Origin of the sequence: Streptomyces sp. 891-h, assembly GCF_022760275.1 — a bacterium.
Taxonomy (GTDB): Bacteria; Actinomycetota; Actinomycetes; order Streptomycetales; family Streptomycetaceae; genus Streptomyces; species Streptomyces spirodelae.
Genome location: NZ_CP050693.1, coordinates 2168581 through 2194530 on the forward strand (window position 1 = coordinate 2168581; position 25950 = coordinate 2194530).

Here is a 25950-nt window from a genome sequence, read left to right on the forward strand (position 1 = left end):
CCGTTGATCGTGCATTCGCCCGTCGCCCCCCTCGTGTCCGGGTTTCGCCCCCCGCTCGGGACGATACACCAGGTTCGTCACTCAGGGACATAGTCCCAATACAGACCGTAACCATAAGAGGGAAGCTCGGTACAGGGTGCAGTCGTACGCATCCGTAGCGTGGCCTCTCGCGGCCTGAGGGCGTTTACCGGAACTACGCCACGGCCATCGTGTTCTCCAGCTCCTCACCGGCCGCCCAGCGCCTCAGCTGCGCGCTGAGAAGTCTTCTGGCACGGGGGTAGAAGGCGGAAGTGATCCCTCCGAGGTGCGGAGTGATCAGCACTCCGGGCGTCCGCCACAACGGATGATCCTTGGGCAGGGGTTCCGGATCGGTCACGTCGAGCGCCGCACGGAGCCGCCCCGGAACCCCGTCTTCCGCGCCCAGGGAAGAAGCGGGCGTCCCCGTCTCCGCCAACAGCGCCTCGGTGTCGACCACGGCGCCCCGCGCGACGTTGACCAGCAGCGCCCCGTCCTTCATCCGGGCGAGGAAGTCCGCGTCGACCATGCCGCGGGTCCGCTCGGTCAGCGGGGTCGCCAATATCACGACGTCCGCCTCCGGCAGTAGTTCACCGATCTCGCTCAGCGGCCGTACCGGACCCAGTGGAGCGCTCCGCGCCGAGCGGGCGACGCGGTGCACGGCGGCCACCTCGAAGGGCAGCAGCCGCTTCTCTATCGCCTCACCCACGGCGCCGTAACCGACGATCAGCACCGTGCGGTCCGCGAGCGCCGGACGGAAGCCGGGCAGCCACTCGCCACGGTCCTGGGCGCGGACGGATCCGGGCAGGTCACGCAGGGAGCCGAGGGTGAGTGCGAGGGCCAGTTCGGCGGTGCTCGCGTCGTGCACACCCCGGGCGTTGCACACCCGCGTACCGGTGGGGAGGCGTGGGATGGCGGAGGCGATGTGGTCGACCCCCGCGGTGAGGGTCTGGACGACCCGCACACCCGTCATCCGCGCGAGCGGCCGTACGGCGACCTCGGCACCCACGTAGTAGGGCACGACGTAGAAGGCGCAGTCGGCGGGGTCCGCGGGGAACTCCTCCTCTCCGGCCCAGTAGCGGTACGTCAGAGTGTCCGGCAGGCCCTCGACGCTCTCCGGCGGGAGCGAGAGCCAGATCTCCGTCGCATCAGACATGGGGAGAGACTAGTCGGCGCACCGCGCCGACAGGCCGGGGCACCCTCCGGGCCGGGTCCGGGGGAGGGTGTGGCAGGAGCGAACGTGTGTGACCCCGGGGGCAACCGTTACGTTGGGGGCCGTCCGGGAGGGAGCGGGAACCAGGTGGAGCGCAGGACAATTGGTGCGGCAGCTCTCGGCGTGGGTGCCGTGGGCCTCGGCTGTATGCCGATGAGCTGGGCCTACTCCACCACCGAGCAGCGCGGCGAGAGCTCGCTGCGCGCGGTGCACACGGCGCTGGACGCGGGGATGTCCCTGTTGGACACCGCCGATATGTACGGCCCCTTCACCAACGAGCTGCTGATCGGGCGCGCGGTCAAGGAGCGGCGCTCCGACGCCTTCGTCTCCACCAAGTGCGGGCTGCTGGTGGGTGAGCAGCACATCGTCGCCAACGGCCGGCCCAGCTACGTCAGACGCGCCTGCGACGCCTCGCTGCGCAGGCTGCAGACCGAGGTGATCGACCTCTACCAGCTGCACCGCGCCGACCCCGAGGTACCGATCGAGGAGACCTGGGGTGCGATGGCCGAGCTCGTGACCGCGGGCAAGGTGCGCGCGCTGGGCTTCTGCGCCGTGGGCGCCCGCGCGGACCGACGAGCGGGCGCCGGTATTCACGACGGGACCATACGGCAGCTCGAACGGGTCCAGCAGGTCTTCCCCGTCAGCGGAGTACAGGCCGAACTCTCGGTCTGGTCCCGCGAGGCGCTGGAGACCCTGCTGCCCTGGTGCGAGGCGCGCGGCATCGGCTTCCTGGCCGCCATGCCGCTGGGCAACGGCTATCTGACCGGGGCGCTCACCACCGGAGGCGGCTTCGAGCCGGACGACGTACGCGCCCGGCATCCGCGCTTCACCGCCGAGATGATGGCCGCCAACCAGCCCATCGTGGCCGGGCTGCGCCGGGTCGCCCGCCGCCACGGCAACGCCACTCCCGCGCAGATCGCCCTCGCCTGGGTGCTCGCCCAGGGCCGGCACGTGATCCCGGTCCCCGGCACGAAGAAGGCCCACTGGGTCACCGAGAACGCCCGCGCGGCCGGCCTGGTGCTGACCGCCGACGACCTGGCGGAGATCGCGGCCCTCCCCCCGGCGCAGGGCTCCTGGGACTAGGAGGACCGCGCCCCGTCAGGGGCGCGGGGAACTGCTCCCCTGGGGGCACCTCCCGGCCGGAGGCTGGGGGACTTCGGCCGAAAGGTCCCCCCAGCCACCACAGGACACTCGCGGACCGCGACCGGCGAACAGGGGCAGCCCTTCCCGGCAGAGTGGACCCGCGTCGGGTGGGGCGGGAGGCGGGGGCGATGTGGTCCCCTGTGAGGGAGCCGCTTACCAGGGGATGAGGGAGCCACGAGGTGCGACGTACGACACGGGTGAGCATCGGGATGGCCTGTGCGCTGGCGCTGAGCGCGGGGTGCTCGGGCGGGGGCGGCGGCGCGGGAGACGAGCCGTCACCCGAGGGGAGCAACTCCAGCGCGGCCCCGAGCGGGAGCGCTGCGCCCGCCAAGGGCTCCGTGAAGGTCGTCAAGACCCTCACGACCGGCCTGAAGAGCCCCTGGGGGCTGGCCCCGCTGCCCGGCGGCGACCTGCTGGTCTCCTCGCGGGACACCGGGAAGATCCTGCACATCGACGGCGACAGCGGCAAGAAGACCGAGGTCGGCACCGTGCCGGGGGTCGAACCCGGCGGCGAGGGCGGGCTGATGGGGCTGGCCGTCCCACCGGACGGGCCGCAGGCAGGGAAGATGGTGTACGCCTACTTCACCTCCGCGTCCGACAACCGCATCGTGCGGATGGTCTACGACGACAAGAAGGAGCCCGGCGACCAGCTCGGCGCGCCCGACACCATCCTCAAGGGCATCCCCAAGAGCCTGCTCCACAACGGCGGGCGGATCGCCTTCGGCCCGGACAAGATGCTCTACGCCGGAACCGGTGACGCCGGGAACGGCGAGAACGCCCAGGACAAGAAGTCGCTGGGCGGCAAGATCCTGCGGATGACGCCCGAGGGCGAACCGGCCGGGCACGGCAACCCCGAGCCGGACTCGGTCGTCTACAGCTGGGGGCACCGCAATGTGCAGGGCCTGGACTGGGACCGCGACAAGCGGCTGTGGGCCTCCGAGTTCGGCCAGGACACCTGGGACGAGCTCAATCTGATCGAACCGGGCGAGAACTACGGCTGGCCGGACGCCGAGGGCAAGAGCGACGACGAGCGCTTCCGGGACCCCCTCGAGCAGTGGCGGCCCGCCGAGGCGTCCCCCAGCGGGCTGGCCGTCGTCAAGGGGTCGGTGTGGATGGCGGGGCTGCGCGGCGAGCGGCTGTGGCGCATTCCGCTCAAGGGCGCGGAACCCGCGGCGCCCCCTCAGGCGTTCCTGAAGGGAAAGTACGGACGGCTCCGGACTGTTGTCGCCGACCACGGCACCGGTGGTGGCGACGGGCTCTGGCTGATCACGAGCGAGACGGACGGGCGTGGTTCACCGGAGAGCGGGGACGACCGCATCCTGCGACTCAAGGTGCGCTGAGGATGGTCGGATGTTCAATCTGATGGAGGAGCTGTTCTCGCCGGGCCGCAAACACACCGACGACGAGCAGCGGCGGCTGGAGCACACCCGGGTCGAGGAGGGCAGCGCAGACCCCGGCAAGGGGCCGATCGACCTGGCCTCGGGCCAGGTGCTCATCCGTCCGCCCGGGCAACGGACCGATCCGGAGCCGGAGCCCGCACGGCAGCCCGAGGCGGAGTGGACGCCGGAGGTGAGGCCGGAGCCGGGGTCGGCGCAGAGCCGCTGACCCCGTTCGGGCCGACCAGCCGGAGCCGGAAGGCCATCGCCGCCGCCTCGCCGCGGGTGGCGACGCCCAGCTTGGCCAGGATGTTGGAGACGTGCACGCTCGCCGTCTTCGGCGCGATGTGCAGCCGTTCGGCTATCTGACGGTTGCTGCGGCCCTCGGCGACCAGCTCCAGCACCCCGCGCTCGCGCCGGGTGAGCCCGAACGACTCGGCCGGGTCGGCGGGCTGCGCGGCTCCCTTGCCCGCCGGGGCGCGCTCTGCCGCTCCCCCGCCGTCGGCTCCGTCGAGCGCGATCCGCGCCCGTACCGCGAGCTGTTCGGCCTCGGCCCGCAGCGGTGCAGCGCCGAGCCGGGCGGCGACGGAGTGGGCCTGCCTCAGCAGGTGGTCAGGGGTCCGTGAGCCGGCACGCCTGCCGCCCCCGCGCTCCAGCAGCGCCTCGGCCCAGCGCAGCCGGGCACGGGCCAGCGGTACCGGCCGGCCGACCGGTTCCAGGGTCTGCGCGGCCGCCTCCCACAGCTGCGGCTCGTTCTCCCCCTCGGCCCGCTTCAGTTCGGCCTCCAGCAGGAGCGCACACCCCTCCCACACCGGCGCGGGGCGGGGCAGGCTGCGGGCCGCGCGGCGCACTCCGGCCAGCACATCGCCCCGTCCCCGCTCGGCGTCGGGCAGGCCACGCAGCTCCGCCTCGAGGGACGCGGCCGCGTACAGCAGGGCCCAGGCGTAGGGGTGGGCGCCCGGCGGGAAACCGGCCTCCAGGGCCGCGGCCAGCTCGGCGCGTGCCTTGACCAGCTCGCCCCGCTCGGCGGCCAGCACCATGGTGAAGTACCGCAGCGCCACCACCTTCTGAGGCTCGACGGCGGGCGAGGAGCCCATGGTGGCCACCGCCTCCTCGACCGCGTCGGCCAGCCCGGGCAGATCGCCACGGTCGCGGGCCAGCCGGGCGCGCAGCAGCGCGACCCAGGCGCGTACGTCGGCCACTCGCGCCGCCCCTTTGGCCAGGTCGAGGAGTTCGGCCGCCCGTTCCCACTCCCCCGTCGACAGCAGCGCCTCGGCCTGCCCCGCGAGCGCCCCCGCGTAGGAGTTGGGGCGGCCGCGCTCGTGGGCGACGCGGGCCGCGCGTGCGGCCTCCTCGGCCGCCTGCGCGGAGCGGCCCACCGCCTCCAGCGTGCCGGCGATGTTGACGGCGGCGCAGGTCATCACCGAGGTGACGCCCGCCTCGTCCGCCTCGTCCCGCGCCCGGGCGAGCTCGGCCAGGCCCTCCTCCAGGTCCCCCGACTCGGCGAGCAGGGTGCCCAGCGTGACCCTGGCCCCCAGTTCGATGGCGGTGGCGCCCACCACCCGGGCCAGCTCCACCGCGCGTACGGCCGTGGCCAGCGCCTCCCGTCCGGGGCGGTGCACCATGCCCCAGCTCGCGGCGCTGGAGAGCACCTCGGCGTGCACGGCGGACGGCGGCAGCCCGCGGACCAGCTCCTGCGCCTTGGCGATCTGCGCCCAGCCGTCGCCCTTGCCGGTGTCCTCCAGCAGCATCCCCAGCTTCAGCTGGAACCACGCGGCGGTGAGCGGATCCTTCGTCTCGTCCAGCCGGGCCAGCGCGCGCCGCGCCAGCGCCTTCGCGCGGGCCACGTCCCCGCTGATCCGGGCGGCGACGACGGCCTCGGCCAGCACCTCGATGAAGCGCGGCGGATGGGAGAAGGGGTGCCTGTCCGCCCAGCCCGAGGTACCGGCCACGGGGAAGGTCCGCGGGACGCGCAGCGCGGGCAGCCCGGCCCTGGCCTCCTCGGGCACCTCGTCCCACAATTCGATCGCCCGCTCGAGGAGTTGGTGCTCCTCCGCGTACGCGTGCCGGTGCCGGGCCTCGACGGAGGCGGAGAGCGCGGCGGGCAGCGCCCTGGCCGCGTCCCGGCTGCGGTGCCAGTAGTGCGCCAGCCGAGCCAGCCGCTCCTCGGACGGCACCAGCGAAGGCTCCGCTTCCAGGGCCTCGGCGTAGCGGCGGCTGATCCGGGCCAGCTCGCCGGGGAGCAGATCCTCTCGTACCGCCTCGCGCAGCAGGGCGTGCCGGAACAGATAGCCGCTGCCGTCCCCGGTGGGGCGCAGCACATTGGCGCCCACCGCCGAGCGCAGGGCCTCCAGCAGCGCGTCCTCGCCCAGCCCGGCGACGGCAGCCAGCAACGCGTGCTCGACCGCCGAGCCGCCGCCCGCGGCGAGCCGCACCACCCGCTGCGCCGACTCGGGCAGCGCCTCGACGCGGACGAGCAGCAGATCGCGCAGCGAGTCGCTGATGGCGCAGGCCGCCTCGGTCGCCGTCAGCTCCTCGACGAAGAAGGGGATGCCCTCGGAGCGGCGGAAGATCTCCTCGGCGAGCCCGCTCGCGGGCTCGGTGCCGTTGATACCGGTGATCTGGGCGCGCACCTCGGCCCGGGTCAGCCGTGGCAGCTCCAGGTGCAGGACGGTGCGCAGCCGGTCCTGCTCGGCGAGGAAGGGGCGCAGCGGGTGGCGCCGGTGTATGTCGTCGGTGCGGTAGGTCGCCAGCAGCACCAGCCGGCAGGCGCGTACGGAGCGGAAGAGGTAGCCGAGCAGTTCCCGGGTGGAGCGGTCGGCCCACTGGAGGTCTTCGAGCGCGACGACGAGAGTGCGGTCGGCCGCCAGCCGTTCCAGCAGCTGGGCCGTCGCCTCGAACAGCCGGGCGCGGCCGCCGTCGGCGCCGTCGTCGTACTCCTCGCGCTGCGGTCCCGCCGGGCCCGGCACCGCCAGGTCCGGGAGCAGCCGGGCCAGTTCGGCCTCCCTGCCCTCCGCCGCTGCGGCCAGCACGGCGGGCGGCACGGCGCTGCGCAGGCCGCGCAGCGCCGTGGTGAAGGGCGCGAAGGGGAGGCCGTCGGCGCCCAGTTCGAGACAGCCGCCCAGTGTGGTGAAACCGCCGGCCGTACGGGCCCGCTCCAGGAACTCCTCCAGGAGCCGGGTCTTGCCCACGCCGGCCTCGCCGCCGAGGAGCAGCGCTTGGGGCGCGCCCGTACCTGCGCGGGTGAGGGCCTTGGTGAGCGCCGCCAGTTCGGCGGTGCGGCCGACGAACACGGGGCTGACAGCGGTTTGCAGGGGCACGTCGCTCAGCATCGCATCCGGGGCCGACATAGGGCACCTGCCTTATCGGCGATCATCCGCCGCCGGTGGCCCTCACGCGGCGCGGACCCATACCCGCTCGTTCCCGTCCTGGCTCGGCCGTCCGCGGCCGAGGAACCGGGAGCGCCAGGTGCCCCGCTCCTCCCTGCGGGCCTCGCGGGCGGCGCTGACCAGCCGCTCGTGCTCCGCCTCGCGGCGCAGCTCGTCGGCCCGGAACTGGTACTGGCTGGTGCTCGGGTCGTACAGCATCTCGGTATCCCCCTCGTGGAGCAGTGCGGATCTTGTGCTCCAAGACTGCTCGCTGAGGGGGTACCGGCACATCGGGCAACTGACCTGTCCTGGTGGGCCCGAGGGCCTTAGGACGGCGGCGGAGGAGTCCTAGGCCACCGGACCGAGTACCCAGGCGCCGGTCACTGGCCGGGACTCATCCGCGCCAGGGCTCATCCGCCGGGCGAGGAGGGCACCTCGGGCTGCGCCGCGAGCAGGTCGAAGTACATACCGCCCGCGACGACCAGACCGAGCAGGCCGAGTACCACTCCGCCCAGCGCGACGGACTTGACCCAGCCGCGGGCCCCGGGCCGGCCGCTGAGCGTCGCCAGCACGAGGCCGCCCACCACGAGGGCGAGTACGGCGGAGATCCCGTTGACGACGGCCGCCGCGTGCCAGGGCGCGCCATAGACGGCGTTGACCTGGTCGGCCGCCGAGCCGCCGCCGCCCTGGGCGCCGCTGTTGATCTGCTCGATGAGGGCCTTGCGCTCGCGCAGCATGTCGCTGAAGGCGGTGCCGGTCAGCGAGGCGAGGCCGAGACCGGCGCTGACGACGGCGAACGCGCCGCCCTTCCAGTCGCCGGGCCGGCCCGGCGCGGTGCCGGGAGCGTCGGGGTCGCGCTCGTCGTACGCCGTGTCCTGTGGGTCGGCCGGCTCGGTGACCAGCTGGTCGGCGGGCTCGCTGACCGCCTCGTCGGCCGGGTCGTCGGCGAGGGACTTCTCAGTCCCGCTCTGCTTGGTCTTCGTGCTTTCGGTAGCCATTGGCGGCCACCGTAGGTGCGGTTTCTGAGAGACCGATGAGAGGGCCGGTGCGCTGTCCCACCACCGGTACGTCCGCGCTCGCCAGCGCGTCCTCCTCGGTGCTGTCGTCGACCGAATCCGGCTCGATGCTCAGCCGTGGCAGCCTGCGGTCCAGCCACTGCGGTAGCCACCAGTTGGCGCCGCCCAGCATGTGCATCAGCGCCGGAACCAGCAGCGTACGCAGCACGAACGCGTCCAGCGCCACAGCGGCCGCCAGCGCGATGCCGAACATGGCGATCAGCCGGTCGCCGCTGAGCACGAAGCCGCCGAAGACGGAGATCATGATCACGGCAGCCGAGTTGATCACCCGGCTGGTCTCCGAGAGCCCCACCCGCACAGCGCGTCTGTTGTCCCCGGTCAGCCGCCATTCCTCGTACATCCGGCTGACCAGGAAGACCTGGTAGTCCATGGACAGCCCGAAGAGCACCGAGATCATGATGACGGGCAGGAAGGGCTCGATGGGCCCCGCGCTGCCCAGGCCGAGCAGCTCGCTGCCCCAGCCCCACTGGAAGACGGCGACCACGATGCCGAAGGCCGCGGCGACGGCCGCTATGTTCATCACCGCCGCCTTGATGGGGATGCCGATGCTGCGGAAGGCCAGCAGGAGCAGCAGACAGCCGAGCCCGATGACCACTCCGGCGAAGAGCGGCAGCTTGCCGACGATGATGTCGGCGAAGTCGTCGTGGCCCGCGGTCGTGCCGCCGACCAGGACCTCCATGGTGGAGCCTTCCTCGGCCTGGGGCAGCACGTCCTCGCGCAGCCGGTCCACCAGCTCAGAGGTGTCCCGGGACTGCGGAGAGCTGTCCGGAACCACGGTGATCACGCCGGTGTCGCCGCTCCCGTTGAACTCGGGCCCGCTGACCTGCGCGACGCCCTCGGTGTCCCGGACGCTCTCGCGCAGGTGGTCGAAGGCGAGCTTGTCGCCCGCCCCGTCCAGCTCGCCGACCAGCGTCAGCGGACCGTTGGTGCCCGGACCGAAACCGTCCGCGAGCATGTCGTACGCCTTGCGGGTGGTGCTGGCGGCCGGGTCGTTGCCCTGGTCAGAAGTGCCCAGGTGCAGCCCGAGCGCCGGCAGCGCGAGCACGGCCATCAGCACGGCGGCGACCGCGCCCAGCAGCCTGGGATGCCGCTCCACGAAGGCCGACCAGCGCATGGCGAAGCCGGTGGGCCGGTCGGGGCGCGGCCCGTGCTCGGTCAGCTGCCGCCGCTCGCGGCGGCTGAGCGCCCGCATCCCGATGAAGCTCAGCAGCGCGGGCAGCAGCGTGACCGAGGCGGCCACGCTGAGCAGCACGGTCAGGCAGGCGGCGATCGCGACGCCGTTGAGGAAGCTGAGCCGCAGGATGAACATGCCCAGCAGCGCGATACAGACCGTGGCGCCCGCGAAGACCACCGCGCGTCCCGACACCGTCACGGCGCGGCGCGCGGCCTCGACCACCGGCAGCCCGGAACGCAGCCCTCTTCGGTGCCGGGTGACGATGAACAGCGCGTAGTCGATGCCCACGCCCAGCCCGATCAGCATGCCCAGCATCGGCGCGAAGTCGGCGACGGTCATCACCTGGCTGAGCAGCCCGATACAAGCCGCCGCCGTGCCGACGGCCACCACAGCGGTGATCAGCGGCAGGGCGGTGGCGGCCAGCGAGCCGAACGCCAGGAAGAGCACGACGGCGGCCGCCGCCAGCCCGATGATCTCGGCCAGGTGCCCCTTGGGCGCCTCGGCCGTCGCCGCCCCGGAGCCGCCGGCCTCCACCTGGAGCCCCGGGCCCGAAGCGTCCCGGATGGTCTCCACGACGTGCCGCACCTTCTTCTCGCCCAGCTCGTCGGTGGGCCGGTCGAAGGTGAGGTCGGCGTAGGCGGTACGGCCGTCCTGGCTGATCCTGCCCTGCTCCTGGGCTCCGTAGGGGGACTCCACGGAGGCGACACCCGGCAGGTGCTCGACCTTGTCCAGGGTCTCGGTCATCCGCTCCTGGACGGCGGTCGCGCGCACACTGCCCTTGTCGGTGTGCCAGACGATCGTGTCGCTGCCGCCTGCCCGGTCGGGGAAAGCGGTCTCCAGACGCTGCGCCGCCTTCCCGGACTCGGTGCCCTGGGCACCGTAGTCGTCCGAGTAGGCGCTGCCGGCGAGTGACGAGGCCGTCACGGCACCGGCGAGCGCGGCGAGCCAGAGCAGCAGGACAAGAAGGCGGCGCCTCAGGCACCAGCGGGCAAGTGCGGTCACGGGCGGTCGCCTGCTCCCGGGGGTCGTACGGGCACGGAGTGGGTGCGGCGCCCCTGTCCGCCGCATCTGGGGGTCTCCCGGTCGCAAGCCGGGAGGAGGGGTCCGAGGCAATCGATCACCTCGCCTCAAGGACCGCTTTCCAGCAGCGTGCCACCCCGAAAAGATCGATTGACCCCTTTGTGGCAATACCCACAGCACCCGCAACCCGGCGTCTCAGCCCGTAACCGCGTCCTCACCGCGAAACGGGTGCCCCGGATGCAATCGGGAACGGCCGCGCTGTCCGGGAACGCGCCCGGTACCCGGGTCGTCATACCCATTAGCCTGTGTGAGCCGTTCGGCAACCGCACCGTGGGGTGGGAGAGCCGGACGAAGGCCGGATTGCTCGATACAGGCGCCACACGGGATGGGGGACGGTCGTTACGTATGCCCAGGGAATTGCAGCGCGGCCACAAGGCCAAGATCAGTGATCTGACGGCGGGCACGGATCTGTATGTGGGTGTGCAGATCGCCGGAGCCGGACTCTCCTTCGACATCAGCTGTTTCGGGCTGGACGGGGAGGAGCGGCTCTCCGACGACCGCTACTTCATCTTCTTCAACCAGCCCAAATCGCCTGAGGAATCCCTGCAGCTCCTCGGGGCGCAGGCCGGGGACACCGAATCCTTCCGGGTGACGCTGGAGCGGATTCCCCCGCAGGTGCAGCGGCTCTCGTTCACGGCCACGATCGACGGCGCCGGGCAGATGTCGCAGATCGGTCCCGGGTACATCCGGCTGGTGGCGGGCGGCGAGGAGGTCGCCCGCTATCCCTTCGACGGCTCGGAGTTCACCACCGAACGCGCCGTGATGCTCGGTGACATCTACCGGAAGAACGACATCTGGCGGTTCGCGGCGATCGGGCAGGGTTTCGACGGTGGCCTCGACGCGCTGCTGAAGCACTTCGGCGGCGAGGTGTTGGAGGAGGAGCAGGCGCCCGAGCCGCAGGCCGCGCCCGGGTTCGCGCCACCGGGAGGGGGTGCGGCGCCGCAGCAGCAGCCCGCGCCGGGTTTCGCACCTCCGCCGGGTCCCGCGCCGGGGCCGCAGGCGGCTCAGCCTCCGGCGGCCCAGCCTGCGCCTGCGCCTGCGCCCGCTCCGGCTCCCCGAGCCCAGGCTCCGCAGGCCCCGGCGCCGCAAGCTCCGCCGGCCCCGCAGGCGCCGCAGCCCCAAGCGCCGCAGCAGCCTCAGGTGCCGCAGCAACCGCAAGCCCCTCAGCAGCCGTTCGCGCCGCAGGCGCCGCAGGCACCGCAGGCGCCCCAGCCCACGGCGCCCGACGTCCATGGCGCACCCACCATGGCCGGGCCCATCCACCCGCCGCAGGCGCCGCAAGCCCCGCAGCCCCAGCAGCCGGGCCCGCCCGGACCGCCCGGGCCTCCTGGCGCGCCGCCTGTCGGGCAGCAGCTCTCCAATCCGTTTGCCCAGCAGGCGCCGGGCGGCGGCTACGGTGCCCCGCAGATTCCGCAGGGGCCGGCCGCCGGCATGGGCGCGGTGCTGCAGAAGTTCCACGAGGTGCCGACCGGCCAGCGGTGGACGCTGCAGAACCCGTCGCTCGTCCGCGCGGACATCGGTATCGACGGTCAGCCCGTGCTCGCCAAGCAGGGCAGCATGGTGCTCTACCAGGGGAAGGTCGACTTCTCCTACAAGGGCGCCGGCTTCACCGGCCGTGTCGTCGGCAACGCGACCGGCCAGGAGATGCAGCTGATGCGCTGCAGTGGGCGCGGCCAGGTGTTCTTCGCCGAGAACGCGGCGCACGTCCACCCGGTGGAGCTCCAGGGCGACGGGCTCTGCGTCTCGGCCGACAACGTGCTCGCCTTCGACGAGTCGCTGCAGCACGAGGTCCGCCGGATCGAGGGCCACGGCATCCCCGGCGGCGCGCTGTTCACGATGCAGTTCTCCGGCACGGGCACGGTGGTCGTCAAGACGCAGGGCACCCCCGTAGTGCTTCCCGTCACCCCGACCACGTTCGCCGACGCACAGGCGGTGGTGGCCTGGTCGGCGGCGGCCCAGGTGATCGTCACCAGCCAGGTGCGGCTGCACCGCAACGCCTATCCGGGACACAGCGGGGAGACCGTGAACCTCCAGTTCCGCGGTGCGCCCGGCAACTTCATCGTCGTCCAGCCGTACGAGGTCTAGGGGGAGCCCGTCATGAACCAGCCAGCACCGCTCGCGGGCTATGCGCCCGCCCCCGTGGCAGCACGGATGCAGAACCACGGGTCCCACATGGTCAAGGTGGCCATGCAGTCGGGCCAGGACCTGTTCGCGCGGCCCGGCTCGATGGTCGCGTACGAGGGCTTCGTGCAGTACGAGGCCAATCCTCCGGCCGTGCGGCAGATGGCCTCCCAGTGGCTGACCGGCGAGCAGAACCCGCTGATGCTCTGCCGCGGCGACGGCCTGCTCTACCTGGCCGACTACGGCGCCGACGTGGTGTGCGTCAACCTCAACGAGGAGTCGCTGTCGGTCAACGGCACCAATCTGCTCGCCTTCGACGCCCACCTGCGGTGGGGTGTCGAGCGGGTCAAGGGGCTCGCCAAGTTCGCGGGCCAGGGGCTGTTCAATGTCGGCATCCACGGCACCGGCTGGGTCGCGCTGACCTCGCGCGGCACGCCGGTGGTCGTCGACTGCGGCCGCGGCGAGGACGAGACGTATGTGGACCCGGACGCACTGGTGGCCTGGTCCAGCGGCCTGAAGATGAAGGGCAAGCGCAGCATGAAGGCCGGAGCGCTCATCGGCCGGGGCAGCGGCGAGGCGTATCAGATCGCCTTCTCCGGACAGGGCTTCGTGGTCGTCCAGCCGAGCGAGGACAGCACGGACCGCATCCGGGTCCGGGGCTGACGGAAGCCGACGGGGAATAGGGAGAACAGCCGTGCAGAGTTCGCTCTTCGGATACGCCGAGGTCCAGACCCAGGACCGCTACGCGATGCAGAACCCGCAGCTGCTGCGGGTGCAGTTGACCGGCCACGACGACGTGCTCGCCCGCAAGGGCGCCATGGTCGCCTACCAGGGGCTGCTGGAGTTCGACGCCGAGTACCAGCCGCGTGGCGGGCGCCGCGGTCCCGCCCGCGAGCAGCTGCCCCTGATGCGCTGCTCCGGCCAGGGGACGGTCTTCCTCGCCAACCTGGCGCAGTACGTGCACGTGGTGGACGTCGACCGGGACGGTCTGACGGTTGACGCCTCCTACGTCCTGGCCCTGGACTCCACCCTCCACCACGAGGTCATCTCCGTGGACAGCCAGTTCGGCATCTCCGGCACCGGTGCCTACAACCTCAACATCACCGGCCAGGGCAAGGTCGCGCTGATGACCTCGGGCCAGCCGCTGCTGCTGAACGTCACCCCGGACACCTACGTCAACGCCGACTCCGACGCGGTGGTCGCCTGGTCCAGCGGGCTGCGCGTCCAGATGCAGGCCCAGACCTCCTCCCAAGGGGTCTGGCGCCGCCGCGGCAACACCGGCGAGGGCTGGGAGCTCTCCTTCATGGGCCAGGGTTACGCCCTCGTCCAGCCGAGCGAGCTGCTGCCCCCGCAGAACGCGCAGATCGGCGGCGGCCTGGCCGCCCAGTACGGCATGGGCGCGCAGGGCGCCCGCGGCCACAACCAGGGCAACATCTTCAGCAACTGAGGATCGGACCGGCCCACGCTCGTGTTCGGATACGAGGCGTGGGCACGGTTTGTCGGTCACATCAGGTAGGGCCGGACGGAGTCACGGGCGGAGACGGCGGAGCAGTTGGGCGGTGTGGGCGCGGCGGGAGCGGGCGATGTAGGCGAGCACGGCGGCCAGCAGGGTCGTCGTGATCACGGCCTCGGGCGCGTCGAGCACCGTCAGGTTGAAGACGGTGGCGCCGGCCATCAGTCCGATGAAGGCCAGCGCGGCGGCCCCGGAGAGGATCGGGATCAGCAGAGCGACGGCGCCCAGCACCTCCAGCGAGCCGACGGCGTACATGAACCAGTCGCCCCAGCCGATCTTGTCGAACGCCTCGGTGGCGGCTTCGGCCCGGAACAGCTTGGGCAGGCCGCTGGCCAGGCCGAGGAACAGGGCGAGCAGGACGGTGAGGACCTTCACCGTGATCTCGCTGCGCCGGCTGCGGACGCCCTCTGAAACGGTGGCGGCGGGCGCGGCGGCGTAGGTCTCGGACATCGCGGTCTCCTTCAAGGGGGTGCGGTACGGCTCTTGCAAGGACAGACCGGGCTCGGTGCCGGAACTCATCGGTGCGGCGGGATAATCGGACGTATGGCTCTCTCTCCTTCCTCCCTGCGCGCGCTCGGTGACGGTCTCCATCTCTGGAAGCCGCCGCGGCGGGGCTGGGGGCTGGCCAACTGCGGGGTGCTGGTGGGGGACGACGGAGAGGGGCTGTGGATCGATACGCCGTACGACCGGCCGCTGGCCGAGGCGTTCCTCGCGGCGTCCAGGGAAGTGCTGGGCGGCGGTGAGATAGCGCGGATCGTCGTCACACACGCCAATGGCGATCATCTATGGGGTGCCGATGTCGTGCCCGGGGCCGAGGTCATCGCCACCCGGGAGGCGCGGCACCACATCGAGATCGAGCCGAGTCCGCAGCAGTTGCGGGAGATGATCGAGGGGGCGGGTGCCGAGTCGCCGGTCGGCAGGTATCTCGCCACGCACTTCGGGCACTTCGACTGGTCCCGGACCCAGGTCGTCGCGCCGACGACCGTGTTCGAGGGGGAGCTGGAGCTGACCGTCGGAGGTCACCCCGTCGTGCTGACCAGCCTGCCGTCCGCGCACACCACCGGGGATCTGGTCGTTCATCTGCCCGATCACGGCACCGTGTTCACCGGGGACATCGTCTTCGCCTCGACACCCGAGGAGCCCGGCGACCACGCGGTGCACTGGGCGGGGCCGCTGGCGAACGTCATCGGGGCGTGCGAGGCGGTACTGGAGAGCGGCGCCGAGACCATCGTTCCGGGGCATGGGCCGGTGCTCGACCGGGCCGGGCTGCGCTCCCACATCGACTACCTCGGACAGGTGCGAGAGCGGGCGCACGCCCTGCACGCGCGCGGGATGTCCGCCGTCGAGGCCGCCCAGGCGATGGTCGGGGAGGGCCGTTGGCCCGAACTCGGGCTGCCCGAGCGGCTGGTGGTGACCATCGGGACCGAGTACCGCCATCTGGACGGTGCGGATCCTGAGCCGATAGCCGCCGTGCTGCCCGCGATGGTGGCGTTCGCCGCGGACAGGTGATTTCGTAACCGGCCGGACCGGTGACGAAACTCGACAAGGGGCGGGACACCCATCCCTGGTGCCCCGCCCCTCGGCGGCCGTCTCACGAAGGCAGCGTCACAAGAGCGTCGTCAGCCCTCCACGCCCAGCTTCTCCAGGATCATCTGGCGGGCGCGGGCCGCGTCCGCCTGGCCCCTGGTGGCCTTCATGACGGCGCCGACCAGCGCTCCGGCCGCCTGGACCTTGCCGCCGCGCACCTTCTCGGCGATGTCCGGGTTGCCGGCGATGGCCTCGTCCACGGCTGTGCCCAGGGCACCCTCGTCGGAGACGATCTTCAGGCCGCGCTTCTCGACGACCTCGTCCGGGCCGCCCTCACCGGCCAGCACGCCCTCGATGGTCTGCCGGGCGAGCTTGTCGTTGAGCGAGCCCTCGGCGACCAGCGCGCAGATCCGGGCGATCTGCTCGGGGGTGATGGGCAGCGCGGTCAGCTCGACGCCGTCCTCGTTGGCGCGCCGGGCCAACTCGCCCATCCACCACTTGCGGGCCTGGTCGGCCGGGGCGCCCGCGTCCACGGTGGCGACGATCGGGTCGACGGCGCCCGCGTTGAGCACCGACTGCATCTCGTGGTCGGAGATGCCCCACTCCTCCTGGAGCCGCTTGCGCCGCAGCCGGGGCAGCTCAGGGAGCGTGCCGCGCAGCTCCTCGACCCACTCGCGGGAGGGTGCGACGGGCACCAGGTCGGGCTCGGGGAAGTAGCGGTAGTCCTCCGCCTCCTCCTTGACCCGGCCCGAGGTGGTGGAGCCGTCGTCCTCGTGGAAGTGCCGGGTCTCCTGAATGATCGTGCCGCCGGACGAGAGCACGGCGGCGTGCCGCTGGATCTCGAACCGCGCCGCACGCTCGACGCTGCGCAGCGAGTTGACGTTCTTGGTCTCACTGCGGGTGCCGAACTTCTCGGTGCCCTTGGGGCGCAGCGAGAGGTTGACGTCGCAGCGCATCTGGCCCATCTCCATGCGGGCCTCGGAGACGCCGAGCGCCTTGATGAGCTCGCGCAGCTCGGCGACGTACGCCTTGGCGACCTCGGGGGCCCGCTCGCCCGCGCCCACGATGGGCTTGGTGACGATCTCGATGAGCGGGATGCCGGCGCGGTTGTAGTCCAGCAGCGAGTGCGAGGCGCCGTGGATGCGGCCGGTCGCCCCGCCCACGTGGGTGGACTTGCCGGTGTCCTCCTCCATATGGGCGCGCTCGATCTCCACGCGGAAGACCTCGCCGTCCTCCAGCTGGACGTCCAGATAGCCGTCGAAGGCGATCGGTTCGTCGTACTGGGAGGTCTGGAAGTTCTTCGGCATGTCCGGATAGAAGTAGTTCTTCCGGGCGAAGCGGCACCAGTCGGCGATCTGGCAGTTCAGCGCGAGGCCGATACGGATGGCGGACTCCACGCCCACCTTGTTGACGACGGGCAGCGCGCCGGGCAGGCCCAGGCAGGTCGGGCAGACCTGGCTGTTGGGCTCGGCGCCCAGCTCGGTCGAGCAGCCGCAGAACATCTTGGTCCTGGTGCCGAGCTCGACGTGGACCTCGAGGCCCATCACGGGGTCGTAGGAGGCCAGCGCCTCGTCGTACGACACCAGTTCGGTGACGGTCACGGAAAACTTACCTTTCTACCCCTGCGGCCGGTCAGTCGTCGGCGAGGATGTCGTCGCCGTCCAGGCGCCGCAGCTCGCGCACGAGCAGGACCACGCCCGTGAGGATGCCGGCGGCGGAGACCGCCACATCGATCAGCTGGAGCGTGTCCCCTTCCTTCCTGGCCTCCTTGGCACGCTTGACGGTGCCGGGGACACTGATGAGCGAACCGGCGATCGAGAAGTAGAGCCCGGCCCTGGACTTCTTGAACCCCTTGGCCTTCTGCAGCTTCGAACTCACAGCGACGGTGCCTCCTCTAGCAGCGGGTGACCCCAACGTGCCTGGAAGGCGGCCTCCACGGCCGCACCGACACGGTAGAGCCTGTCTTCGGCCATGGCGGGAGCGATGATCTGCAGCCCCACCGGGAGCCCGTCCTCGGGCGCGAGCCCGCAGGGAATGGACATGGCGGAGTTGCCCGCCAGGTTGGACGGGATGGTGCACAGGTCGGCGAGGTACATCGCCATCGGGTCGTCGACACGCTCCCCGAGGGGGAACGCGGTGGTGGGCGTGGTCGGCGAGACGACGACATCCACCTGTTCGAACGCCTTCTCGAAGTCCCGGGTGATCAGCGTGCGGACCTTCTGCGCCGAGCCGTAGTAGGCGTCGTAGTAGCCCGAGCTGAGCGCGTAGGTGCCCAGCATGATGCGGCGCTTGACCTCGGGCCCGAAGCCCTCCTCGCGGGTGAGCGCCGTGACCTCCTCGGCCGAGTGGCTGCCGTCGTCACCGCTGCGCAGCCCGTAGCGCATGGCGTCGAACCGGGCCAGGTTGGACGAGCACTCGGAGGGGGCGATCAGGTAGTAGGCGGCCAGCGCCTTGGTGAACGAGGGGCAGGACAGCTCCACGATCTCGGCGCCCAGCTCGCGCAGCAGCTCCACCGACTCGTCGAACCGCTGCATCACCCCGGCCTGGTAGCCCTCGCCGCGGAACTCCTTGACGACGCCGACGCGCATGCCCTGCGCGGAGCCGTTGCGGGCCGCCTCGACGATGTCGGGGACCGGCTGCGCGATGGAGGTCGAGTCCTTCTCGTCGTGGCCGGCGATGACGCTGTGCAGCAGCGCCGCGTCCAGCACCGTACGGGCGCACGGCCCGCCCTGGTCCAGGGAGGAGGAGAAGGCGATCATGCCGTAGCGGGAGACGCCGCCGTAGGTCGGCTTCACGCCGACCGTGCCGGTGACCGCGGCGGGCTGGCGGATCGAGCCGCCGGTGTCCGTACCGATCGCCAGCGGCGCCATGTGCGCGGCGAGCGAGGCGGCGGAGCCGCCGCCGGAGCCGCCCGGGATACGGGTGAGGTCCCAGGGGTTGGCCGTCGGCCCGTACGCGCTGTTCTCGGTGGAGGACCCCATGGCGAACTCGTCCATGTTGGTCTTGCCGAGGATCACGACGTCGGCGTCCTTGAGGCGCTTGGTGACCGTCGCGTCGTACGGCGGAATCCAGCCCTCCAGGATCTTGGAGCCCGCGGTGGTGGGCACGCCCTCGGTGGTGAACAGGTCCTTGAGTGCCAGCGGCACACCCGCCAGCGGGCCCAGCTTCTCGCCGCGCTCGCGCTTGGCGTCGACCTCGCGGGCCTGGGCGAGTGCGCCCTCGCGGTCCACGTGGAGGAAGGCGTTGATCTTCTCGTCCACGGCCCCGATCCGGGCCAGGTGGGCCTCGGTGGCCTCGACGGCGGTGACCTCACCGCTCGCGATCCTCGCCGCCAGCTCGGCGGCGGTCAGCTTGATCAGTTCCCCGGCCATCGCCGTCACTCCTCCCCCAGGATCTGCGGCACCTTGAAACGCTGCTGCTCCTGCGCCGGGGCGCCGGAGAGCGCCTGCTGCGGGGTCAGCGACGCACGGACCTCGTCCGGTCGCATGACATTGGTGAGCGGGAGCGGGTGGGAGGTCGGCGGTACGGAAGCGTCGTCGGCGACCTCGGAGACGGCGGCTACCGCGCCGATGATGTCGTCGAGCTGTCCGGCGAAGTGGTCGAGCTCTTCGTCCTTCAGCTCCAGGCGCGCCAGCTTCGCGAGGTGGGCGACCTCCTCGCGCGAGATGCCAGGCATGCAGCGGTCCTCTGGGTGAGTGTCGGATGGTCCGCCCCAATCCTATGGGTCGCCCCCGACTGCCCGGGAACGGCTTTCGCTCCCGCGGGCCCGACCGGGCGTACACCGCCGACTGCACCGGGGGCAGCCGCATCGTCCCTGGTCAGACGGGATACAGTTCTGCCCGATTTACCCGAATTGCGGGCATTTGAGAGTGACGTCACGATGGAGGCTGCTGTCCCCAAAGGAAAAGGAGTGATCTTATGCCTATGGACCGCACTGCTCCGACCGAGACCACCGCACTGGCCGCCGAGGTCGAGGGCCTGATGAACGCCCCCGAACCGGACGGTGTCTTCCGCGACTCCCGGGAGTGCGCGGGCGCGGTGCTGCTGGCGGCTCTGCTGCTCGTCTCTCCGCCGACCCCCCGTCCCAAGACGGACACCAAGTAAGGGGGCCGTCTTGACGGAACAGGCACAGGGAGCAGCCGCCTTGAGCGCGGTGATCGCTGATGCCGCATCCGAGATCGCCCTTGCCCTCCGCGGCGAGGGCGATCCCTATGCGCTCTCCAGGACCCTGCGGCAGGACGACACGCTCTCCCCCGCAGCTGTCCGGGTGCTGGGCGCCGACGCTCTCGCCCCGTACGCGCTGGACGGTCACCCCGGCGCCGACGGTGCGGGCAGTGCGGACGCGGCAATGGTGCAAAGCGCGCTCACCGCTTTCCCTCCCACCGGTGAGACCTCCGCCGTCTCGGTGTGGAGCTACCGCGGGCTGGTCGAGGCGTCCCGCGCGTTCCTGGCAGGACACGCCACGAGCCTGCCGGACCCGCCCGAGCCGGAGGCCGACTGGCTCGCGTCCGACCCCTGGCCCCGGCTGTCCCACCGGGTGTCCCAGCTGGCGTCGCTGGCGCTGCCCGGACTCGCGCTCGGCCTCACCGACCGGCTCACCGACCGCACCGAGGACCTGGCCCGCGGCTTCGTCCGCGCCGTCCGCCGCCGCGACTGGCTGCAGTCGGCCGGTCTTGGCCGGTGGCTGGCGAGGATGCCGCAGACCCCGGCCACCCTCGGCCTGGACGACGGGCTGCGCTTCGTACGGCAGATGAGCGACGACCCCAGGGTCGCAGTCCATGTCACCGCGGCGCAGATCTTCTTCGGACGGGCCCGGTGACCGCCACCCGCAGGGCGGCCCCCGCACACCCTCCGCAGGACGGGAGCGCGGACGCGGAGCTCCTCGACGCCCTGGTGAGCGAGAGCCTGGGCTGGACGGAGCGCAACCGCGACCGCTTCCGGCTGCCCGCGGACGTCACCACCACCGCCGACCCGAACGTGACCCTCAAACCGCTCTGCGAGCTCGCCGAGCTGACGGCGCTGATCGCGGCCTGCCACCCGCTGACCGCCGTACGCGGCCAGGCGGAGCGGCTGTTCTCGCACGCCTGGCAGGAGACCCGCGAGGGCGACCTGTTCGCCGAACTCGTCCGGGGAGAGCCGCAGGCCACCTACCCGGTGGAGCTGTACGGCGTCTTCGCCAGGGCGGGGCTCCGCAACGCCGCCGTCGACGAACTGATGCGGACCACCACCGCGCTGCGCGGCTGGCGGGTGGCGCGCGAGGACCACACCAGGACACTGGCCGTACTCAACGCCGAGGAACGGATCGGGCTGCCGCGCCACGCGGACTTCGGCGCCGTGCTGGCCCACACCGGGCTGGGCCGGCTGCCGGAGCCCTGGCTGCTGGAGTGCAGAACGGCCTACGGCCTCACCCACGACGTCTTCCACCTCACCGACTGGGGCCGCGACCGGGCCCGGCTCACCGGCGCGGCGGCGGACTACCTGCGGCTGTGGCTGCCCGCCTGGATCGAGAGCTGGCTGGAGGAGCAGCTGTGGGATCTGGTGGGCGAGTTGCTGGCCGTGACCGCATGTCTGCCCGGCGCGCCGTTCGACGCGGTGGCCTGGCAGCGGCTGGCCGACGCCAGAGCTGCCGACGGCGCCCTCCCCGAACAGGGTGCCGCGCCCCCGCCCGGCGCCTCCGCGGTCGACGCCTTCTTCGCCTGCTACCACTCCACCCTCGTACTGGCCTACGCCGCGACCCTGGCCAGGACCGCGGCCCCGATCCCGGAGAGCGAGGCCCTCGGATGACCGTGCTCACCACCGCTCCCCCCGCGCTGCTGCACGCCGTCGGCGACCGCGCGCTGACCTGGCTCGACGCCCACCGCGACTACTTCAGGCTGACCGAGGCCGACCTGGCGCGCGGCGACGCGCTGGTGGAACGCCTCAAGCCGATCGGCGAGCTGGCCATCAACATGCGGATGCTCTTCCGGGAGGGCGTGGCCGGCAGCCGCCAGGGGGCACGGGCCGGAGCGCTGCTGGACTTCGCCTGGCGGGAGTTGCTGGACGGCGGCAACGTGCTGGCCGCACACCAGCACAACGAGCCCTTCTCCCCTGTGTCCCTGGAGATCTACGCGGTCTTCCACGAACTGGGCTACCGGCACCCCGGTCTCGAAGCCGCACTGGACATCCCCCGGCGCACTGCCACCTGGCGCGCGCTGGAAATGCCCCCGAGCCGCCGGCTGGGCGTCCTCAACGCCGAGCGCAGAATGGGGCTGACACCGAGCGGCGACTTCGCCGAGGCCACCGCTGCCACCTGGCTCGGCCGGCGCCCCGAGCCCTGGACGGTCCATCTGCACATCGCCTACGACATCACCCACACCGTCTTCCACCTCACCAACTGGGGCGAGGACCCCGACCGGCTGCCGCCCCAGCTCGCCGACTACCTGGAGCTGTATCTGCCCGCCTGGGCAGCGGACTGGGCCGAGCTCCAGCACTGGGACCTGCTCGGCGAACTCCTCATCGTCGACGCCTGCCTGCCCCGCCCGGCGCTGGACGGGCAGCTGTGGGAGCAGTACGCGACGGCGCAGTCCGAGACGGGGGCGATGCCGGTGTGCGGACCGATGCCGGAGGGCGACCCGTCCGACGTGTTCGACATCGTGCACCACCCCACACTGGTCGCCGCGTTCGCCTCCGCGATGGCCACCTCCCGGTCGCTGTCGGCGGGTGGCACATGAACCGTGCAGGAGCCGCGCTCAAGGACCGGCTCGCCCGCGCGGTGGCCCGTATCGACGCGCCGGACGTGGTGCTGGGCGTGACCCGGCGCGGGAAGCGCACCGTGGTGACCGGGGGGCGCGTCGCCGAGTCCACCACCCCGCGCGAGGCGTTGCGCTACGAGCTGGGCTCGGTGTCCAAGACGTACGCCGTGCTGCTCCTCGCCACACTGGCCGCCGAGGGGCTGCTCGGCCAGGACGACCGGCTGGCCGCCCATCTGCCGTCCAGCCTGCGGCTGCCGCACCGGGCCTCCCGCGACATCGCACTGCGCCACCTGGCCACCCACACCTCCGGACTGCCCCGCATCCCGTACCGGCTGATGCCCGGCGCGCTGCTGCGCCCCTACGAGAGCGGTTACGCCCGCTACGACACCGAACGGCTGCTGGACGCGTTCGCCGCCACCCGGCCCCGGTATCCGGCGGGCAGACGCTGGATCTACTCGAACTTCGGCGTCTCGCTGCTGGGCCCGGCACTGGCCCGTGCTGCCGGGGTGGCGTACCCGGCGCTGCTGGGCACCCGAGTGCTGCGGCCACTGGGGCTGACCGGCACCACGCTGCGGCCCGGGCCCGAAGGGGCTGACGCCGTCGGATACCGGGCGGACGGCCACTCCCCCGTCCCCGCCACGGACATGGGTGCGTTCACCGCGGCAGGCGCTGTCCGGGCCACCCCCGACGACCTGCTCGGCTTTCTGGAGGCCCATCTGAACCCGGCCGGTACGCCGCTGAGCGGGCCCCTGAAGGAAGTGCAGGTGCCGCAGTTGCGCCGGGGCGGCCGGCGCGGCGAGACCCACACCCTCGCCTGGTTCCAGCACCCGGCGCCGGGCGGCCCGCTGCTCTTCCACGCCGGCGCCACCTTCGGCCAGCAGGCGTTCTGCGGCTACCACCCCGCGTCCGGTACGGGGCTCGCGGCGGTGGCCACGCGCCGCGGCCGGGCCTGCCGATTGGTGCCGACCGCTTACGAGTTGCTGTACGCGCTCGCCGGGGAGGGCCGTTGAGCGGAGCCCCTCTCCTGTCCTGGTGAGGGGCTGCCCCTGCCCGCCGTCCGCCGTCCGCAGTCCGTCGGTAGCGTCGTGGCCGGGCGCGCAGTTCCCCGCGCCCCTTCGGGGCGCCCCCTCCGGCGCCGTCAGGGAGTCCGCGCAGGCGGGGACGGCAACGTCCGCGCCGCCGGCACCTCGCGGGCCCGCAACCACGCGGTGGTCTCCCCGGGGGGCATCGCCGCGGCCACCAGCCACCCCTGCACCGCATCGCAGCCCAGATCCCGCAGCCGCTCCCACGTCTCGTCGTCCTCGACGCCCTCGGCGACCACCAGGAGCCCCAGCGAGTGCGCCAGATCGACGGTGCAGCGCACGATCTCCGCGTCCTCGGTGTCCACCGCCAGCCGTGCCACGAACGACCGGTCGATCTTCAGCTCGCTCACCGGCAGCCGCCGCAGATGGACCAGCGAGGAGTAGCCCGTACCGAAGTCGTCCAGCGACATCTTGACGCCGTGTCCGGTCAGTCCGGCCAGGGTGTCGGCCGCCTGCTGCGGGTCCTCCAGCAGCACATGCTCGGTGATCTCCAACTGGAGCGCGCCGGGCGGTACCCCGTGCCGGGCGAGCCGTGCCGCGACGGCGCCCGCGAAGCCCGGCGAGTGGACGTCGCGCGGTGAGACGTTGACCGCGACCGGCACCGTCAGCCCGCCCGCGCGCCACCGCGCCACCTGGGCGAGGGCCGTCTCCAGTACGTACTCCGTCAGCCTCGGCATCAGCCCGGAGGTCTCGGCGATGGCGATAAACTCGTCCGGAGGGACCCGGCCGCGCTCGGGGTGGGCCCAGCGCACCAGTGCTTCGAGGCCGGAGACGGTGCCGTCGAAGCCGACCTTCGGCTGGTAGTGCAGCTCGACCTCGCCCGCGTCCAGCGCCCGGCGCAGGTCGGCCAGCAGGCCCAGCCGGTCGGGGGTGTTGCCGTCGCGGGTGGCCTCGTAGACCTCGACGGCGGTGCGGTCGCGCTTGGCCTCGTACATCGCCACATCGGCGCGGCGCAGCAGCCCCTCGGCCTCGGTGGCGTGCTCCGGGTAGACGGCGACCCCGGCGCTGGCCTCCAGCACCAGCGTCAGCCCGTCCAGGTCGAGGGGGGAGCTGAGCGCCGAGACCAGGCTGCGGGCGATGCGCTGGGCGCTGGTGGTGGAGTCGGCGACGGGCAGCAGCACGGCGAACTCGTCCCCACCGAGCCGGGCCGCCTCGGCACCGCGGGGCAGCGCGGCGCGCAGCCGTTCGGCGATCTGCAACAGCAGCCGGTCGCCGGCCAGATGGCCGAGCGTGTCGTTGACGGAGCGGAAGCGGTCGAGGTCGATGAGGACCAGCGCGGAGCGCGCCGAGGTACGTTCGGCCTCGTCCAGCGCGGCCCAGGCCCGCTCCAGCAGCCACAGCCGGTTGGGCAGCCCGGTCAGCGGGTCGCGGAGCTGCTCCTCGGCGCGGGCGCGGGCGATGCGCAGCGTGGAGTCGAGCGCGATCAGCGGAACGGCGAACAGCGGGAGCAGCGGCGGCTTGTGGACGGCGACGACGACGATGAGCGGCGCGATGCCCAGCAGCGCGACGGCCACCAGGCCCTGCCGTACCAGCGCGGTGCGCAGCGCCGAGGGCAGCCCGCGGGTGCGCGGCGCGAAGCAGAACCACTGCAAGGCCCTGGTCACCAGCAGATAGACGCCGGCGACCAGCGGGATCACGGCAACTGCCGTCGCCGACCAGGTGTCGGGCCGCCAGGGATGCTCCACCGAGGGGTGCAGGCCGCACAGCGTGAGGACGAGGCCGGCGGCGCCGATGCCCAGGATGTCGATGGCCCCGTGCACAAGGGCCTGCCGCCACCTGGTCCGACGCGCCGCACCGACCAGGACGACGACGGCGAGGCTGACGAGCAGCGCCGGCACCCAGCCGTGCAGCAGCAGGATCGCCAGCGTCAGCGCGGGCCCCGAGCCCGTACCGCCCCACCAGCGGTCCCGGCTCATGGTGACCAGATGCGCCACCACACAGCCGGTCAGCAGCGCGAACGACCAGCCGGCCGCGCCGTCGGGGAAGAGCGCGTGGCCCCGCCACAGCACCCGCGCCGTACCGGCGGCCAGCGCCAGCGCAGCGGCGGCCACGGCCAGCACGGGCAGCAGCGGCGGGCGCAGCGCGACCAGCCGTGCGAGCCACGCTTCCTCGCCGCCGCCCGACGTGCCGCCCGCCGTGCCGCTCGACGGAGAACCTCCGCCGTCCGGTCGTCCGCCGGTGGCCGCGTCGCCGCGCGCCCCCGTCCTGCCGCTCGCCGTCCTGCCGCTCGCCGTCCTGCCGCTCGCCGTCCTGCCCCCGGACCTGCCCGCCCCGGCGTCTCGTCCCGCCACGCCCCGGGTGCCGTCCGAGGGCAGGCGGGAGAACGGGGGCCTGGATCCCCCGGAGAAATCCAGCATCCTGGTCCCTCTCGCAGCCGTCCACGCCTGCCCCTCGCCACGACAGGCGTCTATGTCAACAGTAGGCCGCTGCCTGGGGAGAGGGGCAGCGATCGGCCGCTGTTGCCCTGAATGCGTCTACGCCGATCGTGCCCAACTCCGGTGCGTCGTACGGCCGCTGGTGCTGAGCGGCCC

At 72.4% G+C, this 25950-nt stretch carries 23 protein-coding genes; 12 read left to right on the top strand and 11 right to left on the bottom strand.

Annotated features, from left to right (window positions below):
* Positions 1-193: 193 nt before the first annotated feature.
* Positions 194-1171, bottom strand: a complete 978-nt coding sequence (locus tag HC362_RS09085; protein WP_243083380.1) for a 2-hydroxyacid dehydrogenase — start codon at positions 1169-1171, stop codon at positions 194-196.
* A gap of 144 nt (positions 1172-1315) precedes the next feature.
* On the opposite strand from HC362_RS09085, the gene HC362_RS09090 reads away from it, so the two are divergent.
* The 3 genes from HC362_RS09090 (at position 1316) to HC362_RS09100 (ending at position 3976) form a co-directional block, all read left to right on the top strand.
* On the top strand, positions 1316-2311 hold the full coding sequence (locus tag HC362_RS09090) for an aldo/keto reductase (RefSeq protein WP_243083381.1): 996 nt from the start codon (positions 1316-1318) through the stop codon (positions 2309-2311).
* Between the two features lie 269 nt (positions 2312-2580).
* Positions 2581-3711 (top strand): PQQ-dependent sugar dehydrogenase, encoded by a 1131-nt coding sequence (locus HC362_RS09095; RefSeq protein ID WP_243088449.1) that lies wholly within the window; start codon positions 2581-2583, stop codon positions 3709-3711.
* 22 nt (positions 3712-3733) lie between these two features.
* Positions 3734-3976, top strand: coding sequence for a DUF6191 domain-containing protein (locus HC362_RS09100; protein ID WP_243088450.1), 243 nt, complete (start codon positions 3734-3736; stop codon positions 3974-3976).
* On the opposite strand, the gene HC362_RS09105 is transcribed toward HC362_RS09100, so the two are convergent.
* The 4 genes from HC362_RS09105 to HC362_RS09120 all read right to left on the bottom strand — a co-directional run bounded on the left by HC362_RS09105 (position 3864) and on the right by HC362_RS09120 (position 10367).
* Positions 3864-7097, bottom strand: a complete 3234-nt coding sequence (locus tag HC362_RS09105; protein WP_243083382.1) for a helix-turn-helix transcriptional regulator — start codon at positions 7095-7097, stop codon at positions 3864-3866. The genes HC362_RS09100 and HC362_RS09105 overlap by 113 nt on opposite strands.
* Positions 7098-7139: 42 nt before the next feature.
* Positions 7140-7334: a hypothetical protein gene (locus HC362_RS09110; protein ID WP_243083383.1), complete on the bottom strand. Its 195-nt coding sequence runs from the start codon at positions 7332-7334 to the stop codon at positions 7140-7142.
* Between the two features lie 191 nt (positions 7335-7525).
* The gene (locus tag HC362_RS09115) at positions 7526-8113 is read right to left on the bottom strand and encodes a hypothetical protein (protein ID WP_243083384.1); all 588 of its coding nucleotides are present in this window, start codon (positions 8111-8113) and stop codon (positions 7526-7528) included.
* Positions 8073-10367: an MMPL family transporter gene (locus tag HC362_RS09120; RefSeq protein ID WP_243083385.1), complete on the bottom strand. Its 2295-nt coding sequence runs from the start codon at positions 10365-10367 to the stop codon at positions 8073-8075. Before HC362_RS09120 ends, HC362_RS09115 begins: the two co-directional genes overlap by 41 nt.
* 423 nt (positions 10368-10790) lie before the next feature.
* On the opposite strand from HC362_RS09120, the gene HC362_RS09125 reads away from it, so the two are divergent.
* The 3 genes from HC362_RS09125 to HC362_RS09135 are packed head-to-tail and all read left to right on the top strand — an operon-like array spanning position 10791 to position 14013.
* Positions 10791-12530, top strand: coding sequence for a TerD family protein (locus tag HC362_RS09125; protein ID WP_243083386.1), 1740 nt, complete (start codon positions 10791-10793; stop codon positions 12528-12530).
* Between the two features lie 12 nt (positions 12531-12542).
* Positions 12543-13229 carry an AIM24 family protein gene (locus tag HC362_RS09130; RefSeq protein ID WP_243083387.1) on the top strand — a complete coding sequence of 229 codons (687 nt, stop codon included), beginning with the start codon at positions 12543-12545 and terminating at the stop codon, positions 13227-13229.
* A 31-nt stretch (positions 13230-13260) separates the two neighbouring features.
* Positions 13261-14013, top strand: a complete 753-nt coding sequence (locus HC362_RS09135; RefSeq protein WP_243083388.1) for an AIM24 family protein — start codon at positions 13261-13263, stop codon at positions 14011-14013.
* Positions 14014-14094: 81 nt separating this feature from the next.
* Here the strand turns inward: HC362_RS09135 and HC362_RS09140 are convergent, their stop codons facing one another.
* Complete coding sequence (locus tag HC362_RS09140; protein ID WP_243083389.1) at positions 14095-14529, bottom strand: DoxX family protein; 435 nt, start codon at positions 14527-14529, stop codon at positions 14095-14097.
* Between the two features lie 93 nt (positions 14530-14622).
* Here HC362_RS09140 and HC362_RS09145 point away from each other — a divergent pair, with 93 nt between their 5' ends.
* Positions 14623-15588, top strand: coding sequence for an MBL fold metallo-hydrolase (locus HC362_RS09145; RefSeq protein WP_243083390.1), 966 nt, complete (start codon positions 14623-14625; stop codon positions 15586-15588).
* Positions 15589-15698: 110 nt separating this feature from the next.
* On the opposite strand, the gene gatB is transcribed toward HC362_RS09145, so the two are convergent.
* Genes gatB through gatC form a run of 4 tightly spaced genes read right to left on the bottom strand, consistent with a single transcriptional unit; the run spans position 15699 to position 19282 of the window.
* Positions 15699-17207, bottom strand: a complete 1509-nt coding sequence (gene gatB / locus HC362_RS09150; protein ID WP_243083391.1) for an Asp-tRNA(Asn)/Glu-tRNA(Gln) amidotransferase subunit GatB — start codon at positions 17205-17207, stop codon at positions 15699-15701.
* A 31-nt stretch (positions 17208-17238) separates the two neighbouring features.
* The gene (locus tag HC362_RS09155; protein WP_209264708.1) at positions 17239-17484 is read right to left on the bottom strand and encodes a hypothetical protein; all 246 of its coding nucleotides are present in this window, start codon (positions 17482-17484) and stop codon (positions 17239-17241) included.
* Positions 17481-18977, bottom strand: coding sequence for an Asp-tRNA(Asn)/Glu-tRNA(Gln) amidotransferase subunit GatA (gene gatA, locus HC362_RS09160; protein ID WP_243083392.1), 1497 nt, complete (start codon positions 18975-18977; stop codon positions 17481-17483). Before gatA ends, HC362_RS09155 begins: the two co-directional genes overlap by 4 nt.
* A 5-nt stretch (positions 18978-18982) precedes the next feature.
* Entirely contained in the window at positions 18983-19282 is a 300-nt protein-coding gene (gatC, locus tag HC362_RS09165) for an Asp-tRNA(Asn)/Glu-tRNA(Gln) amidotransferase subunit GatC (RefSeq protein ID WP_243083393.1), read from the bottom strand.
* 248 nt (positions 19283-19530) lie between these two features.
* Between gatC and HC362_RS09170 the strand changes: the two genes are divergently transcribed.
* From HC362_RS09170 to HC362_RS09190, 5 genes are read left to right on the top strand one after another with little or no spacing between them, the layout of a single operon-like run.
* Entirely contained in the window at positions 19531-19710 is a 180-nt protein-coding gene (locus HC362_RS09170; protein ID WP_243083394.1) for a hypothetical protein, read from the top strand.
* Positions 19711-19720: 10 nt separating this feature from the next.
* Positions 19721-20425: a hypothetical protein gene (locus tag HC362_RS09175; RefSeq protein WP_243083395.1), complete on the top strand. Its 705-nt coding sequence runs from the start codon at positions 19721-19723 to the stop codon at positions 20423-20425.
* A complete protein-coding gene (locus tag HC362_RS09180; protein ID WP_243083396.1) occupies positions 20422-21390 on the top strand; it encodes a hypothetical protein in 969 nt (322 codons plus the stop codon). Before HC362_RS09175 ends, HC362_RS09180 begins: the two co-directional genes overlap by 4 nt.
* Positions 21387-22316 carry a hypothetical protein gene (locus tag HC362_RS09185; protein WP_243083397.1) on the top strand — a complete coding sequence of 310 codons (930 nt, stop codon included), beginning with the start codon at positions 21387-21389 and terminating at the stop codon, positions 22314-22316. The genes HC362_RS09180 and HC362_RS09185 overlap by 4 nt, the downstream gene beginning before the upstream one ends.
* Complete coding sequence (locus HC362_RS09190) at positions 22313-23347, top strand: serine hydrolase domain-containing protein (protein WP_243083398.1); 1035 nt, start codon at positions 22313-22315, stop codon at positions 23345-23347. The genes HC362_RS09185 and HC362_RS09190 overlap by 4 nt, the downstream gene beginning before the upstream one ends.
* A gap of 128 nt (positions 23348-23475) precedes the next feature.
* Here the strand turns inward: HC362_RS09190 and HC362_RS09195 are convergent, their stop codons facing one another.
* Entirely contained in the window at positions 23476-25776 is a 2301-nt protein-coding gene (locus HC362_RS09195; RefSeq protein WP_243083399.1) for a bifunctional diguanylate cyclase/phosphodiesterase, read from the bottom strand.
* Between the last annotated feature and the right edge of the window lie 174 nt (positions 25777-25950).